The following is a 16046-nucleotide window of genomic DNA, read 5'->3' on the forward strand; positions in this document are numbered from 1 at the left end:
GAACTACTTTCCATTTAAAGTCGGGTGAATAATATGGATTTGCCAATGAATACCTCTCCTTTTGAATAGTTGTTTTTTTATTTTTTAACTGTCTACTCAAAAGGGAGCATATCAAAGCGAAGCGTATTTCCGTAGCGACGGTTTACCTCATTCTTTTAGTAGAAAGTGTTAAATTACTGCGCATAATATGTATGGTGTGCACTTTTGGTGAATCCCATATGTTGTGGGGTCTATACAAAAAACCCTACTGTATCAGTAGGGTTTTCGCTAGTTTATTTAACTAGGGTTATTTATATTTATTTAACTTGTCACCGATAAAGTCGCCGAACTGGAATCCAGTCTGTTCATCGCTTTTTTCATATTCTCTAATATCATCAGCTTCTTGATCTTCTTCCAATTCTTTAATACTGAGTGACATACGTTCTTCTTCTTCGTTGACATCAAGGACTTTAACGTTCACTGTTTGCCCTTCTTCTAAAACTTCTTGTGGTGTACCTATATGGCGATTAGCAATTTGCGAGATATGAACAAGGCCTTCAACACCAGGCAATACCTCAACGAAAGCTCCGAAGTTAACTAATCTTTTAACCGTTCCCTCAACAACATCGCCTTTAGAAATTTTTTCATTTATATCAGACCATGGTCCAGGTTGTAGATTCTTTCTTGATAAAGAAATACGTTCGTTATCCCGGTCAACGGAAAGTACTTCCACCTCAATTTCCTCGCCTTCGGAAACAACATCAGAGGCTTTTTCAACATGTTCATGAGCTAACTCGGAAATATGAACAAGTCCATCGATACCCCCCAGGTCCACAAAAGCTCCAAAATTAGTGAGTCTCTGTACAGTACCTTTAATAACTTGACCGGCTTCAAGATCTTCAAGCAATTCCTTTTTGTGCTCCGCTTCTTGCTTTTCGACTACCGCACGATGAGATAAAATAAGTCTATTTTGGCTTTTATCCAATTCAACAATTTTAACTTCAAGTTGCTTACCTTTATAATCTGAGAAGTCGTCAACAAAATAAGTCTCTACTAAAGACGCAGGAATGAAACCCCTCACTCCTATATCAGCAACTAAACCACCTTTTACAACTTCTTTAATTTCAGTTGTAAATGTCTCACCATTTTCATATTTTTCAGTAAGCTCTTCCCAAGCGCGGTCGGCATCGACTTCCTTTTTAGATAAAATCACTTCATCGTCTTCAATCTTTTTTATTTTTAAAGTTAACTCGTCTCCTTCATTGACGACATCACTTGATGTTTCAACGTGAAGGCTCGATAGCTCACTAATTGGAATGATACCTTCTGTCTTATATCCAAAGTCGACAAGAGCTTGTTTGTCTTCTACTTTTACAATAGATCCTTGGATAATATCCCCCACAGAAAGATTTGGCATTTCATTGTTGGTTTCACTCATTACTGTTTCCTCCTTAAGATACAAAACAACTGGAATAAACTGATTTTGTATAAAATAATGTTTAAATTAGTACAAAGAAAAATGTATATTCCCTTTTTTATAACTTCTAATAATTAGATGGATTTGTCAAGTAAATGAAGTAGTTAATCATGAGTTAGTTGACTAATTTTTCTGCTTCATTTAATATCCGCTGACAAACATCCATAATAGATAAAGAGGTGGTATCTATTTCAATAGCATCTTCCGCTTTGATAAGAGGCGCTACTTCTCGCTTCGAATCAAGCAAATCGCGAGTTTTAATTTCCTCTTTTAACTCAGATAAATCGGACGGTAGGCCATTTTGAATGTTTTCTTCATGTCGCCTGTTTGCCCGTTCCTCCACAGAAGCAATTAAGAAAATCTTAAGTTCTGAATTTGGTAAAACAAAAGTTCCAATATCCCGCCCGTCCATCACAACGGCTCCGTTTTTTGCAAGTTCTTGCTGCCTTTTTACCATTTCTGCACGTATCAATGGATGTTTGGCAACGTGTGAGACATTGTTTGTTACATCATGAGTTCGAATTTCTCGTGTGATATCAACTCCATCGAGCTCTACTTTTTGTCCTTGCTCAGTCTGTGTAAGATTGATGGTCGTATCTAATAATAATTTATTGAGCTGGTCTTCCTCATCAAAAGGAATTTTATTATTCTTTGCTTTTAATGTTAAAGCTCGATACATCGCACCAGTATCTATATAAACATACGATAGTTTCTGAGCAACCATCTTAGCTACAGTGCTTTTCCCTGCAGCAGCAGGTCCATCAATTGCAATAGTTATTTTTTTTGTCATTCAAACGGCCTTTCCTTTCACCATAATATCTTCTAATCGGAGCTTTGAGATCTTTTAATAATCTATAGACATAGTTTGCTCCGCATTAAATTGCTTCACTATATAAAATAATAACATATTCGATAAAAAAAGGTCTATGTTTAACCTTACAACATAAATAATATTAAGTTAATTCTTTACGTCTGGCCTCTCTTTGCTTTTCAAAACAAAATCTTACAATCATCTGTTGCTGCTGATTAGTTAGTTGATTAAATTTTATTGAGGCTGTATGTATATCATATTCTTGACTATATACCCTGATGATTTCCCCTTTTACGTTAATATATTGTTGCTCTTTTGTACTTCCATGCAGAACTAACGTTAAGTCACACGATAACTTCGACTTTAGCTTTTGCTCTTTTGGTATGATAATAGACACTCCGCCCGCACTTATATCAGTAGTAACTGTAGTAAAAGGAGAAAAACTATTGTTCAAGCTTGAGATCGCTACGTCAACAGCTGTTTTAATACGGACAAATTGTCTTCTTTGGATTTTCTTTATATTTTCCTCTTTTGGATATTTTAAAACAAATGCAGGAATTCTCTGATTTAAGCGCTGCACTATTATCGTATTAAATTGGTAAATGTTTTCGTTTTCCTCATTATAAATAGCTCTTAAATGAATACCTTCTCTTAAAATTGCTGTTTTGCCGTCTGTTTCCCTAACAGGCAGGTCTATAACTATGTAACCTTCATGTTTATCTATGTCGATTATTTTCGCTCGATAATTCTCTTTTTTTCCGTTAGAGACAGCGTTGCGCCAATCTTCATATTCCTCTCCCCCTCTATGTTTCCCTGTAGCAAAATAAGACTTTATACCTATTATTGCAAATAAATTAGATAAAAGGAAGGACAAAAGCCCCTCCTTTTTAAAAATTTCCTGCTAAATTTATTTCTTTGCGTTCCAGTTTTTCAATTCTTTCTTCTTTACCATCTAACGCGTTGATGAATATACGATATGTTTTGCCGCCCATTGTTCCAAGAAATTCATAGGTTAAAACTTCTTTTCCTAAATCATTTTCAATAACTGCTAAGAAATCTTCTTGGATTTTTACATTTGGATTAACTTTAGCTTTTGCGTCTTTTTTGGTAACTTTTGGCTTAGGCAAGTCTCGTTTTTTATGATTCATAAAGTAATTTGTTGCTGTGAGTCCAAGTATATCACCGTTATCAAGTGCAACTTTCACTTCAATGGCGTCAGGATACATTCTAACTGAATCTTCTTCATGTAAAAACGAGTAGACACCGACTGAATCGTATTGACTGCTTCTGAATAAAGTCATATTTTTAAATTTTTGTTCTTTTAAATATTTTTCAGCTTCTTCCTGCGCTTCATGTAAACTCAAATTTGGCTCGCCTACAGTGCGATTAACTAACATTGAAAGAGGGTGCCCCCCGTGCTGACTCATATCCAAGTGAACATTTTTGTCATCATCTTCATATGACACATTATATAAAGGTAGATCTGCTCCCTCTCCACTTTGAGATATGTCAATATCTTTTTCACTTTTCACGTCAAATAAGGATGCACTGCGGTTAAGAGCTTCATCTTCACTAATTCTATTACCTTTTATATTTTTAAACTCATGTTCTTGCTCTCGCGTACCTAATAAGGATGAATCTTCATTTCCCTCTGAATAGCCTTCAACCTTTTTTTCAACCGTTTTTAAACCATCTATAATAGTATTATCTTCTTGTTCATCATTTGTGGCTAATGCAAGTTGAACATCCATCCACCTAAGATTGTTATCTAATACTTCATGCTGTACTGTCCTTAATTCATCTTTAATATCCTCGGATTGTTCATATAAACTTTCGAGTGTCTTTAACTCTTCATTTGATAAAGGCTCTTTATCTAAATCTCTAGCTGCTGTTCTATACGTGAAATCTCCGATATTAGATAAAAATTCTTCTGTTTTATTAAATGGCAATAATGTTAATGGGAGCTGTCCCACATTGGACATTGCTTCGGATGTTAAGCGCCATATATCAACAAGCTCTGGAGATAGACTGTCCTTTGAATTCATTGCAAGTGTGGTGCCGATTTTGTCATATAGCAAATCCATGTTATGCGTTAATTCGTGAAAAGATCGTTGGTACGTATTTTCAGCTTGAATTAAAACAGCATTCTTATCCTCGTGTTCTTTATATCCCCAAAATGAAGTACCCACTAAACCTATAGTTAATACAGTAATTATTATCCAGCTCCACCGTGGCATATTATCACACCTTTCTATTTAGCGAATATATGTTTTCCAATACGTTTAATCTGTGGCCTTGACCAAATCCATGCTGATGTTGCGGTATCTGGATTAAAATAATACGTCGCGTTACCGGAGGGGTCCCAACCATTCATTGCATCAAGAACAGCTTTCTTGGCCGTTTCATTAGGAGTTAACCAAATTTGTCCATCTGCAACAGCTGTAAACGCTCGAGGTTCAAAGATGACGCCCGAAATATTATTAGGAAATGTCGCACTTTCTACACGATTCAAAATAACCGCTGCAACGGCAACTTGACCTTCATAGGGTTCCCCCCTAGCTTCACCATGCACAGCATTAGCCATTAAATTAATATCATTTTGAGAATAACCTTGTGGGACATTTGTGGACGCTTTAGCGGGTTGCTTTTGCTTATTCCCCCCTTGTGATGGGCTTTTGTACATTTGGTTCTTAACTTTTTGTTCATCATATTTAGTTGCTTTAACAAGTTTTTGTTTCGTACTTGTACCAGCTAAACCATCAACCTTCATACCGAACTCGTATTGAAAGTTCCTCAATGCCCAGTAAGTTCCCCATCCAAAAACGCCATCAATTTTTCCATTATAAAATCCAATATGTTTTAGACGAGCTTGCAATTCAATCACATCATCACCAGAGGCACCCTGCTGAATGACCTGTGGACTAAATGCCTGAACTGTATGATTTGAAAGTGGTGTCTGAAATATAATCGAAATAGCGCAAATCACAACTAAAATTAGTGCTGTTTTTCTCTTCATCATTAGGCCTCCCGTAACTTACTTTCACATTGATATCTATTTTTTGATTAACAGTCTAATTTATTCATAAATTCAATAAAAAAATCCCCTGCTATAAAAACAGGGAATTAATGATGTTACACTTTATTGAATTGATGGTCTATAACTGAAAGGTTTGCAGATTTTACCCGATAAAGACCGATCCACCATAAGATAGCCATAAAAGGAATCATGTAAATTAACCAGTCTGTTGAAACCATTTTAATAATATAATTATATGTCCCGTGGAAAAAGACAGGTATAATCAAGGCTAAGGTAAGATGAGTATTTCTATGTTGTATTTTAGCTTTTCCGAAATGATATCCCATCAATACACCAAATAACGCATGGGATGATACAGGGAAAATTGCTCTAGTAAAAGCATATTCTATACCGTTAACTAATAAAAATAGAATGTTTTCAACTGTGGCAAATCCCAAGCTTATAGTCACAGCGTATACAATTCCATCGTAATGCGTGTTAAACTCCGTATGATGATAAATAATATATAAAAAGACAAACCATTTAAAAAACTCTTCTATAAGTGCGATAATAAGAAAAGATTCTATAAATAAGCTGTTAATCTCATCAGACATAACATACTGAATAAACATAATGGGTAACACGAGAAGGCATCCCATTATGAAAGCACGAAAAATAAATAATAAAGGCTCACTATATCGATCTTTTAAGTAAAAAAAAGATAACAAAGCAAATGCTGGGGCCACACCCGCTGATAAAATAGCTAACATCGTAGAACCTCTTTCTTATTTATTCTCATTCATTCTAACATGTTATTACAAAAATGAATATACGATAAATTAGCCCTAAAACAAAATAAAAGTATTAACTTAAAATTGGAAGGTGTAATATTAATGAAAAAAATATTAATTATCCATACAGGTGGAACAATTTCAATGTTGGAAGATAAAACAACTGGAAAAGTCTCAATATCTAACGAACATCCTTTATCAGGACTAGTTGACTATGTAAACACTTATGCAGTGGTGGAAGAGCGTATAGAGTTTTCACTTCCCTCACCACAAATAACCCCTGAACATATGCTTTCGCTTGCAAATACAATTAATCAATTACTTAACATGTATGACGGTTTTGTTATTACGCACGGAACTGATACATTGGAAGAAACCGCATATTTCCTGAGTCTTGTTTTAGACACGGAAAAACCTATCATAGTTACTGGAGCGATGCGGTCTTATAATGAAATTGGATCTGACGCTTTATATAACTTAATTAGTTCCGTACGAGTAGCAATCAGTAAGGATGCAAGAAAAAAAGGCGTACTTGTAGTCATGAACGATGAGATACACCCAGCCAGTAATGTTACTAAGACATCAACCAGCAATATTGCTACATTTCAAAGCCCCCAATATGGACCAATTGGTATTATTACTAAAGAAAAGGTATTATTTCATCATTCGTTACTACCTGGCAACGCTTATCCAATTACAAGTTTAACAAAAAAGGTTTATTTACTGACAGCTGTTTCTGGTATGAAGGGGGATATTATCCAAGCGATTCGATATTTAAAACCTGATGGCCTAGTCATAGAGGGGCTTGGCCAGGGAAATTTACCAAAAGATGTTGTAGATGAAATCAAATTACTAATAGATAGTAGTATCCCTATAATTCTTGTCTCAAGATGTTACCAAGGTGTTGTGCAGCCTACATATGGGTATGATGGTGGAGGTCGACAACTAAAAGATATGGGAGTTATATTTACAAATGGATTAACAGGTCCAAAAGCTCGTATTAAACTTTTAGTCGCTCTAGAAAAAACAAATGATATGAATGTTTTGAAAAAAATGTTTGAAGAAGAAATTAATTAAAAGTAAAATAAAGCTCTTATTGCGTCGTGTTCATGTCAATAAGAGCTTTTCTTTATAATCTTTAGGAAATTTAACTCTAAAATCTATGTGGAGATGACTTTATATAATAGTTGGCCATATTCTGCTTAAACACTTAAACTTAAATTTTTGTTCTTATAAATTGAAGTTAAATCCAACCCCGGAAACGTGAAGCTTCTGCCATTTTTCTAACCCCGATCATATATGCAGCGAGTCGCATGTCAATTTGTCGAGTTTGGGATGTATCATAAATGGTATTGAATGCTTTAATCATATTTTCATGTAATTTCTCATCAATTTCTTCTTCTGTCCAGTAATATCCTTGATTATTTTGTACCCATTCAAAGTAAGACACAGTTACTCCACCTGCAGAAGCTAAAACATCAGGGACTAGTAACTTTCCTCTTTCGGTAAGTATTTCAGTAGCTTCCATGGTTGTTGGACCGTTCGCTGCTTCTACCACAATATCTGCTTGTATTTTATGGGCATTTTCTTTTGTTATTTGATTTTCAACGGCAGCAGGAACAAGTATATCACAATCAGACTCTAATAATTCTTGATTTGTTATCGTATTATCAAATAAGTTTGTAATAGTTCCGAAGCTATCTCTTCTGTCGAGTAGGTAATCAATATCTAAGCCTTCAGAGTCATATAAAGCCCCATAGGCATCTGAGATACCCACGACTTTCGCACCAGCATCATGTAAAAACTTAGATAGGAAGCTTCCCGCATTACCAAATCCTTGGACGATAACTTTCGCTCCCTTAACTTCGAGATTTCGTTTCTTAGCTGCTTCATTTATTACAATGGTGACACCTTTAGCTGTTGCTGATTCTCTACCATGGGACCCACCAAGCACGATTGGTTTACCCGTAATGAAACCAGGATTATTAAATTCATCAATACGACTGTATTCATCCATCATCCAAGCCATAATTTGCGAATTTGTAAATACATCTGGTGCAGGAATGTCTTTAGTTGGGCCTACAAATTGGCTGATAGCTCTAACGTAGCCACGGCTTAAACCCTCCAGCTCCCTAAATGACATTTCGCGGGGATCACATATTATTCCCCCTTTTCCTCCACCATAAGGTAAATCAACAATACCTGCTTTTAAGCTCATCCAAATCGCTAATGCATTCACTTCAGTTTCGGTTACATCTGGGTGAAATCTTACACCACCCTTTGTTGGACCAACGGCATCATTATGTTGGGCGCGGTAACCTGTAAATATTTTTACTGATCCGTCGTCCATTCTTACAGGAATTCGTACTTTTAACATCCGCATTGAGTCTTTCAATAATTCATAAACCTCTTCAGGATAACCCAACCTCTCTAAAGCGGTTTTTACAACAGTTCGTGTTGAACCCAAAATATTCATTGCTTCTTCTTCCTTGGTAGAATCTGCTGCTTTATCGGCTACCATGAGTTTACCTCCCACAAAATCTATAATAATAGCTTTACTCATGTGCTAGTATACACCTTCATGATAAATATGCAATTAAATAAAGCTATTTAAATATATTAATCCCGCACAATTGAAAGCGGTTACCTAGAGACACTCCTCACACCACAATTCATTCAAAATAGTGTAAGATCTCTTGGATTGCATTTGTCTGAAATATCGACTTTCCATATTCTTTAATAAGATAAGAGGTCGTAATACTTGGAGTAGAGAATTCAGCCATAATGGCAATAAGATCTTCTTTATCAGGTGACTCTGTTTGGTCTTCGATAATCATATAATAATGGTCATTAAAATAATAAATCGCTGCATCTATTAATGAAAATGATGATAGGTGATGAGCCCCGTTAATAATATCCTCAAACTCTTCGAACTTAAAAATAAGTTCTTTACTTTCATTTAATGTGACTTTCATTTCAATAAAATCTTCATCTATCTCATAGTCTTCAACCTTTTGTGTAACAATTATATGCATACCTTGGGCTTGCATTAAATGTACTTGAATCAATAGGCTCCCATACAGTTCAAAGCCAATTTCATCACTTGCTTCGTACATCATATCACTAAAAAGATCTCGTACGTTATCAAGATCAATCCACAAACTTTCTTTATTAAAACCACGCTCATTTAAATCATCAAAAGTTAAAAAGATTTTAAATTGATGGTTTGACAGCCTTTCGATACGCATCCATATTCCTCCTCTAACCACTGACAATCATTCTAAATCAAATTTTACAAAATTAAATACTTGTTAATAGTTATATTAAAGCTTAACCGCAAATGTGTTAAACACTGACATAGTTTATAGTTATGATATATGACCATGTTCAATGCATACTATGAAATGTTATAAGATATGGTTTCCGGAAATAATGCAAGCTGCAATAAATCATTTTCAAATAAATATATGACCCCCACGATTACTGCAGCTACTAAAAGAAAGACAACGATTAAGCGTAATACAGAGCGATTTAATTTAAAATGAACCCGAGATTTCTTTTTACTATGTATCTCTTTACGCGGGGGTAAGTCAAGAATGTCAATTTGCCGACGAGGTTCTTGCTTTCGTTCTTCATTAGTTGGATTTTTCACATCATCTTTCGCTTCAACTTCACTAATAAGCTTCCTTAGTTCGGTTGCTTGATCTTCGTCCACTGATTTGTTCATTAACCACACCTCATTTTTGATAACGAATAACTAGGCCTAAGATAAAATCGACCGTAAAGTGGGCAAAAATGGTGACATATAAATTTCCAGTTACTTCAAACAAATATCCAATAAAAAAACTAATTAACAAAACTGATATAAGTAAGACAGGCTTTGATAAATAACGAACATGAACTAAAGCAAAAATAACACTTGCAGGTATATAGCCAAATGTAGTTTGAAGAACGCCCCTAAACAACAGTTCTTCAGAAACTGCTATCAAAATACAGATAAAGAATATTTCACTGTAGTTTAAACTTGTAAAGATTCGTTCATTAATGCCTCCATCGTCATAGTATTTTTTGGGCAAAGCATACATTAAAATTAAATCAATAAGAACAATAAGTATCCCAGGAAACAAACCATAAACAATTATCTCTTTCAAGTCTATCTGAAAGAAGAAAAACCAATCTGTTATACTTTCAAATAGTAGGATACTACCTATTAAAGATAAAGCTAAGAAGAGTGATTGTGAGAGAATCAATGATCGCTTCAATTCTTTATCTGAAAGTCGTTTTATTATTTCACTCTGCTTCATAATCTCCCTCAATCAACAATATATTTTTCAATTTCTGGTGCCAACCGAGATCTTTTTTCTGCGTGGCCATTTTCTGCTCAGGCATCCACTCATCCAATGAATAGCCACAATTACTGCAACATTGATATAATGCTGGTTGATAAGAATGTTGAAATGGCTTATATAAGCGTTTCCTAAGGCAATAATCTTCATGAATCCACCTAAGCATCTCATTTAATTTTCTTTGTTTCAAGAGCTGTCGATCTTTTATTAGTTTTTTAATATTTTGTCGTGCAACGTCCCAATTATTAGCATTATACTGAACAAATTTATCTTTTATAATACCATATCGCTCCATTTGATATTGCAGAAATCGCCATTTAATTTCTCCCAGTTGTAATATCTCTAGTATTTCTTCATCCTTTGATGGGAGATTTTTATTTTTATCATATATATCATATATCTTGTTAAATGTCATGTTGACTTCATCTTCTGATGGAAGCTCGCTGTCGATTATATTTAATGGAATGTATTTATCATTATGACTATATAACAAAACACTTAGAGATTCCTTTCCATCTCTTCCCGCTCTTCCAACCTCTTGAATATACGATTCGATTTGATTTGGCATATGATAATGGATGACTAATCGGATATTTGGTTTATCAATTCCCATACCAAAGGCGCTTGTACAACAAATAACATCTAATTGATCATTCATAAATTGTTGTTGAACAATGACCCGGTCGTTTTGATCCATCCCTCCATGGTAAAAAGCAATCTCATGCTGAGGTAATTCAGCTGAAAGCAAATTAGCAACTCTTTCAGAAACTGCACGACTTGAAAAATAGATTATCGTAGGAACATGTTTATGATGAAGTAATTTTAATATCAGTTCCATCTTTTCAGTATTATCGGAAACTTCATGTATAGTAAAGGCTATGTTTGTCCGATCAATCGGATAAATATGTTTAATAATATGTGGTCTTTTTAAAGTTTTAACAATATCAGTTTGCACTGTTTCTGTAACTGTCGCACTTAGAGCGAGGATAGGAGGATTCCCTAGTCGGTTAATAATTGATTCTAACTTTAAATAATCTGGTCTAAATTCATGTCCCCACTGGGAAATACAATGGGCTTCATCAATTACAAATAAGCTAATCTTAATTTGCGTTAAATAGTTCAGTAATTCCTCGTTTTGCAAAAGTTCAGGTGACATGTAAATAAGCTTAAATGATTGTAAGTGTCTATATGTATTTTTTCTTTCTATATAATTCATCGAGCTATTTAATGCAATAACTTCTTTAAAATGTTTGGCTTTAAGTTGTTTAACCTGATCATGCATTAAAGATATTAATGGAGAAACTACAATTGTAGTGCCCTCAAATAATTTGGCAGGTAATTGGTAACATAAAGATTTCCCACTTCCTGTTGGTAATATTCCTAAGACATCATTCCCATTTAGTACATCTGTTATAATTTCCTTTTGTCCTTGTCTAAAAGCAGTGATATTAAATTCTTTTAAACTGTCGCTAAGGCTTGACGTGTGTATCATTAAAACCACCTAAATTTTAATTATTTTAGCTTATACGCGTTAATACCAATCTTATTTGGAAAAAGGATATCTCATCAGAGACTTTTTCCTTAATATCTTTTAGCTTATATGAGTCTGTATTAGAAACAGCCATCTTTATTTCATTAATAACAGATTCACTCACATAGTCATCGATATTAAATGCCTTATCAAAAAGAGAAATTTCAACAATATGATCATAAATGGTATTAAGTTTCAAGTTTCTCCTAACTTTAATTTCTTCTGGTGAAAAACCCGCATTTAATAAGTTATAAGTTGTCATCGTTGTATTGGTAATAAATAGGCTTTCCACTCTTTCTGGAACTAAAGCAGGCAATATTTTAAATTGATTGTTATCCTTATTAATAATCGTTAACATCTTATGTAGTATAGCTATACGTAAGAGCGGTAAGTCTACTATGTTTATATTATATTTCTTAGAAAGTTGGCTTGTTGTCATACCGTACTTTTTATATCCTGACAGATGGTCTATGAAAAAATGTGCTTCATTTTCTTTAAACTTTTTAAGTAACTTATCTAAATCAGTATATAAGACATATAATATTTCATCTGCCTGAACATTGCCCGATCTTTTATAGTAATCTTTAAGCCAGGAGGTAATAGAAGTACTATCTCTGACAGGGATAAATGAATAGTAATTCATTTGTATATTTGTGTACGTTTGAATAAACAAAAGCAGACGACCAAAAAAAGTATCGGTAATCTGATGATGTCTTAATCCATTGAAATACTCTAAACGAAGTTCTTTTTGATGTACACTTAACCACGTAAAGGCTCTGCTAGTCAATGAATAAACATTTTCTTGCTCAGTATGCATTAGATATTCTTTACTAATTAAGGTCTTGATTTCTTTTTCAAAAGACATTTTGTCTAATGCAGGATATATTCCAAACAGAGGTTCAAGTCGAAATAAATGTGCATCATGTACTGTTTGTATGCCTCTTTTCCCTTTTAACAAATGAAAAATCGAAAATATGCTTCTAGATTGCTTTATATGAGATTGACAGTATAAGATAATACCTTTTAAAAACACTGAACACACATCCCATCTCGACATTTTAATATCTTAAGCCGATAGTTAATTAAGTTATATTTTATTATAGAAGATTAACACTAGTTTTTATAGTGTTATGTACCATAATCTAGGAAATTGTGAAATTTTACAGTCTACTGGTGTATGAAATAATAGGAATTCTCAAAGATATCAGAACAAAAGCACGGGGCGGCCGGTTAGGAACGTACAAGCTGGAGAAGACCTGACGAGATAAAGGAGAACCGAAGAGCGGAGCGATTCGAGTTCGACTTATCGTAGGAAGGTATTCGGAGCTTGGTAGTTGCTGGGCGCTTGCGCTGAACGTGGCCAATTTCAGTATAAAATTATCCACAGAAGTTTTAATGTTACGCTAAACAATTAAAAAAGAGGGTCATTAAAATCGACCCTCTCAGTTAAAAAACCTCGAGCGGATTACTTTTGGGGAATCTTAAAATTAAAAGTAGTTCCCTGGTTTTGTTTACTTTTAACTGTAATAACACCATCATGAGCATCAACAATATTTTTTGCAATAGCTAGACCTAGACCTGTTCCTTTCTTCTGCCCATTTCTCGTTCTAGCCTTATCGGCTTTATAAAAACGTTCAAAGATAAATGGCAAGTCTTCCTCAGGGACCCCACTTCCATTGTCTTGGATTGATACATTAAATTCTTCTTTATTATTAAGTATATGGACATGAACAAAACCATTTTCTTTTGTATGTCTGATTGCATTATCTATTAAGTTTGTAAACACTTGCTCAACAGCATCAGGATCAAATGTTGCTAAATCTTGCTCCATATCTTTAGTCAATTGCAAATCAACATGGTTATCCTCAGAAACACCTAAGAATTTTTTGACAATCCGTTCGACATAAGCATTTACTTCTACTTGTTCCTTACGTACTTCAACATGCCCCGCTTCCATACGTCCTAAGTCAAGTAAATCATTGACTAAGCGACTTAAACGCATAGATTCCTCGTAAATAATCTGAGCTAACTCATTTTTTTCCTCTGGCGATTCAGCCACATCATCTACAATCGCTTCACTGTAACCCTGCAGCATTGATATTGGTGTTCTTAGTTCATGGGAAACATTAGCGATAAAGTCTTTTCTTAATTTATCTAAGCGTCTCTCTTCAGTCATATCTCGAACGACAGCAACCGCACCACGCACATAATTTTGATCATATAGTGGCGTCATAATCATAACCCAAGTTCGACCTTGTAGTTTGATCTCTTCCAAAACTTCTTTTTCACCGTGAATAACTTCTTGTAAGATAGTATTAAGTTCATAAGGCAGGCGATTATCTTTCTTAGATATTGGTATATTATTTTCAAAGTACCAATCATCAATAAAGTGGTCGGCTGGAGGATTTGTAATAATCATTTCCCCGTTACGGTTTAAAGTAACTACCCCATCCGCCATCGAACTAAGAATCCCTGATAATTGTTCCTTCTCTTGTCTAAGCGCATTAATATGAAATTTCAACTGTCTTCCCATTCGGTTAAAAGCGATAGCTAATTCTCCAATTTCATCATGTGTTAAAATAGGCACCTTTGTATTGAATTCCCCTCTCGTTAAATCAAATGCAGCTTCTCGCATTTTAATAAGAGGAGCAGTGATTCTTGTTGATAAGAAGAATGCAAAAATAGTTGTTAAAACAATTGCAATTCCTGCAGCTAAAAATATAATTTTAGTTGTCTCTGCTTTAGTTTGGTCAATAACATCTAATGATTGGTAAACAAACACAGCACCATGGTTTTCTATTGGTGTGCCGACAATCATTGCCTCAACCTCACTACCTGGCAATATCAACTGTTTTTTCACGTCTTTATTTTCATCTAATACATCACTTAAATCGTCTTCATGCTTTATCCAATTATAATCTAAACTAGAAAGGCTTTGATCACTACTATCTGAGGTCCAATCAGTATTGTCATCAAATACAATGACAACTCTACTTTCAGGATCTTTCACACGTTTAACTGTATCAATCATCATAGAGCGATCATCATAGGTTTCCACCATAATTGATACTTTAGTTGCCGTTTGGAGCATGTCCTTTTCTGCTTCTTGTATATGGAAGTTTTCAAAAAACTCCATTAACAACATTGTTAAGATAAATAACACAAAAGAAACTAGCAATAAAATCGTTATTGCTAGTTTTCCTACTACACTTTTCCAGAACATTAGGCATCATCTACCTCAAATTTATATCCGACACCCCATACAGTGACTATCATTTTTGCAGCCTTTTTTGAAGCTGCATTTAATTTTTCACGTAGTCGCTTAACATGAGTATCAACAGTTCGTAAATCTCCAAAAAATTCGTATTCCCATACTTCCTTCAGTAATTGTTCACGATTAAATACTTTATCTGGTGTTTCTGCAAGAAAACATAATAATTCATATTCTTTAGGTGTCAGATTAACTTCGGCACCATCGGCTGTCACTCGATGGGCGTCATGATCAATTGTTAAGTGTGGAAAGACAAGAATATTTTTAGCTTGACTATCAACTTCATCAAATTGAGTCGATGTCGCACGTCTAAGAAGTGCTTTAACCCTTAAAACAACTTCTCGGGGACTAAAAGGCTTAACAATGTAATCATCTGTTCCAACTTCAAATCCTTGAACTCGATTTGATTCCTCCCCTTTTGCGGTAAGCATAATAACCGGTGTATCTTTTTCTTTTCTTAATTCCTGGCACACTTCAATCCCATCCATGCCAGGCATCATTAGATCTAATAGAATAACATCATAGTTATTTTCAAGTGCAAGCTCAAGTGCGTCATTTCCATTATCAGCTTCATCTATAAAATAATCTTCACGTTCAAGGTACATGCGCAAGAGTCGACGAATGCGATCTTCGTCATCTACTACTAGAATTTTTTCCTCATTTTCCATCTCAGTTCCCCCTCTAAACCATACTATTTGAATTATAAACTATTGAAAAGAAAAAGTATAAAGAAAAGTGTAAATACAATATACACCTATAGTACTTTAAAATGAGATAAGTGTATATAAGAAAAACATGACAAGATATCCTGCCATGTTTCATTT

15 protein-coding genes are annotated in these 16046 nt (G+C 34.5%); 1 reads left to right on the plus strand and 14 read right to left on the minus strand.

Annotated features, from left to right (window positions below; translation table 11 throughout):
* Positions 1-286: 286 nt before the first annotated feature.
* The 6 genes from rpsA to prsW form a co-directional block, all read right to left on the minus strand.
* Positions 287-1417: a 30S ribosomal protein S1 gene (gene rpsA / locus KQI49_RS05470; protein WP_216487365.1), complete on the minus strand. Its 1131-nt coding sequence runs from the start codon at positions 1415-1417 to the stop codon at positions 287-289.
* Positions 1418-1571: 154 nt separating this feature from the next.
* Complete coding sequence (cmk, locus tag KQI49_RS05475; protein WP_216487366.1) at positions 1572-2246, minus strand: (d)CMP kinase; 675 nt, start codon at positions 2244-2246, stop codon at positions 1572-1574.
* A 163-nt stretch (positions 2247-2409) separates the two neighbouring features.
* Positions 2410-3141 (minus strand): flagellar brake protein, encoded by a 732-nt coding sequence (locus KQI49_RS05480; RefSeq protein WP_216487367.1) that lies wholly within the window; start codon positions 3139-3141, stop codon positions 2410-2412.
* Positions 3142-3154: 13 nt separating this feature from the next.
* Positions 3155-4504, minus strand: a complete 1350-nt coding sequence (ypeB, locus tag KQI49_RS05485; RefSeq protein ID WP_216487368.1) for a germination protein YpeB — start codon at positions 4502-4504, stop codon at positions 3155-3157.
* A 14-nt stretch (positions 4505-4518) separates the two neighbouring features.
* Entirely contained in the window at positions 4519-5283 is a 765-nt protein-coding gene (gene sleB / locus KQI49_RS05490; RefSeq protein ID WP_371817524.1) for a spore cortex-lytic enzyme, read from the minus strand.
* Positions 5284-5399: 116 nt separating this feature from the next.
* Positions 5400-6053, minus strand: a complete 654-nt coding sequence (prsW, locus tag KQI49_RS05495; RefSeq protein ID WP_216487370.1) for a glutamic-type intramembrane protease PrsW — start codon at positions 6051-6053, stop codon at positions 5400-5402.
* Positions 6054-6176: 123 nt separating this feature from the next.
* Here prsW and KQI49_RS05500 point away from each other — a divergent pair, with 123 nt between their 5' ends.
* The gene (locus KQI49_RS05500) at positions 6177-7151 is read left to right on the plus strand and encodes an asparaginase (protein WP_216487371.1); all 975 of its coding nucleotides are present in this window, start codon (positions 6177-6179) and stop codon (positions 7149-7151) included.
* Positions 7152-7317: 166 nt separating this feature from the next.
* Here the strand turns inward: KQI49_RS05500 and KQI49_RS05505 are convergent, their stop codons facing one another.
* The 8 genes from KQI49_RS05505 to KQI49_RS05540 form a co-directional block, all read right to left on the minus strand.
* Positions 7318-8595: a Glu/Leu/Phe/Val family dehydrogenase gene (locus tag KQI49_RS05505; RefSeq protein WP_216487372.1), complete on the minus strand. Its 1278-nt coding sequence runs from the start codon at positions 8593-8595 to the stop codon at positions 7318-7320.
* 151 nt (positions 8596-8746) lie between these two features.
* Positions 8747-9322: a genetic competence negative regulator gene (locus KQI49_RS05510; protein ID WP_216487373.1), complete on the minus strand. Its 576-nt coding sequence runs from the start codon at positions 9320-9322 to the stop codon at positions 8747-8749.
* A 149-nt stretch (positions 9323-9471) separates the two neighbouring features.
* The gene (locus KQI49_RS05515) at positions 9472-9801 is read right to left on the minus strand and encodes a hypothetical protein (protein ID WP_216487374.1); all 330 of its coding nucleotides are present in this window, start codon (positions 9799-9801) and stop codon (positions 9472-9474) included.
* A 10-nt stretch (positions 9802-9811) separates the two neighbouring features.
* Positions 9812-10378, minus strand: a complete 567-nt coding sequence (locus tag KQI49_RS05520) for a CPBP family intramembrane glutamic endopeptidase (protein ID WP_216487375.1) — start codon at positions 10376-10378, stop codon at positions 9812-9814.
* Entirely contained in the window at positions 10365-11912 is a 1548-nt protein-coding gene (locus KQI49_RS05525) for a RecQ family ATP-dependent DNA helicase (protein ID WP_216487376.1), read from the minus strand. Before KQI49_RS05525 ends, KQI49_RS05520 begins: the two co-directional genes overlap by 14 nt.
* Before the next feature lie 25 nt (positions 11913-11937).
* Entirely contained in the window at positions 11938-12984 is a 1047-nt protein-coding gene (locus KQI49_RS18885) for a YpbB family protein (RefSeq protein WP_216487377.1), read from the minus strand.
* Between the two features lie 432 nt (positions 12985-13416).
* Positions 13417-15174 (minus strand): ATP-binding protein, encoded by a 1758-nt coding sequence (locus KQI49_RS05535; RefSeq protein WP_216487378.1) that lies wholly within the window; start codon positions 15172-15174, stop codon positions 13417-13419.
* Entirely contained in the window at positions 15174-15890 is a 717-nt protein-coding gene (locus KQI49_RS05540; protein ID WP_216487379.1) for a response regulator transcription factor, read from the minus strand. Before KQI49_RS05540 ends, KQI49_RS05535 begins: the two co-directional genes overlap by 1 nt.
* Between the last annotated feature and the right edge of the window lie 156 nt (positions 15891-16046).

This window comes from Virgibacillus sp. MSJ-26, assembly GCF_018918075.1.
In the GTDB taxonomy this organism is placed as follows: Bacteria; Bacillota; Bacilli; order Bacillales; family Amphibacillaceae; genus MSJ-26.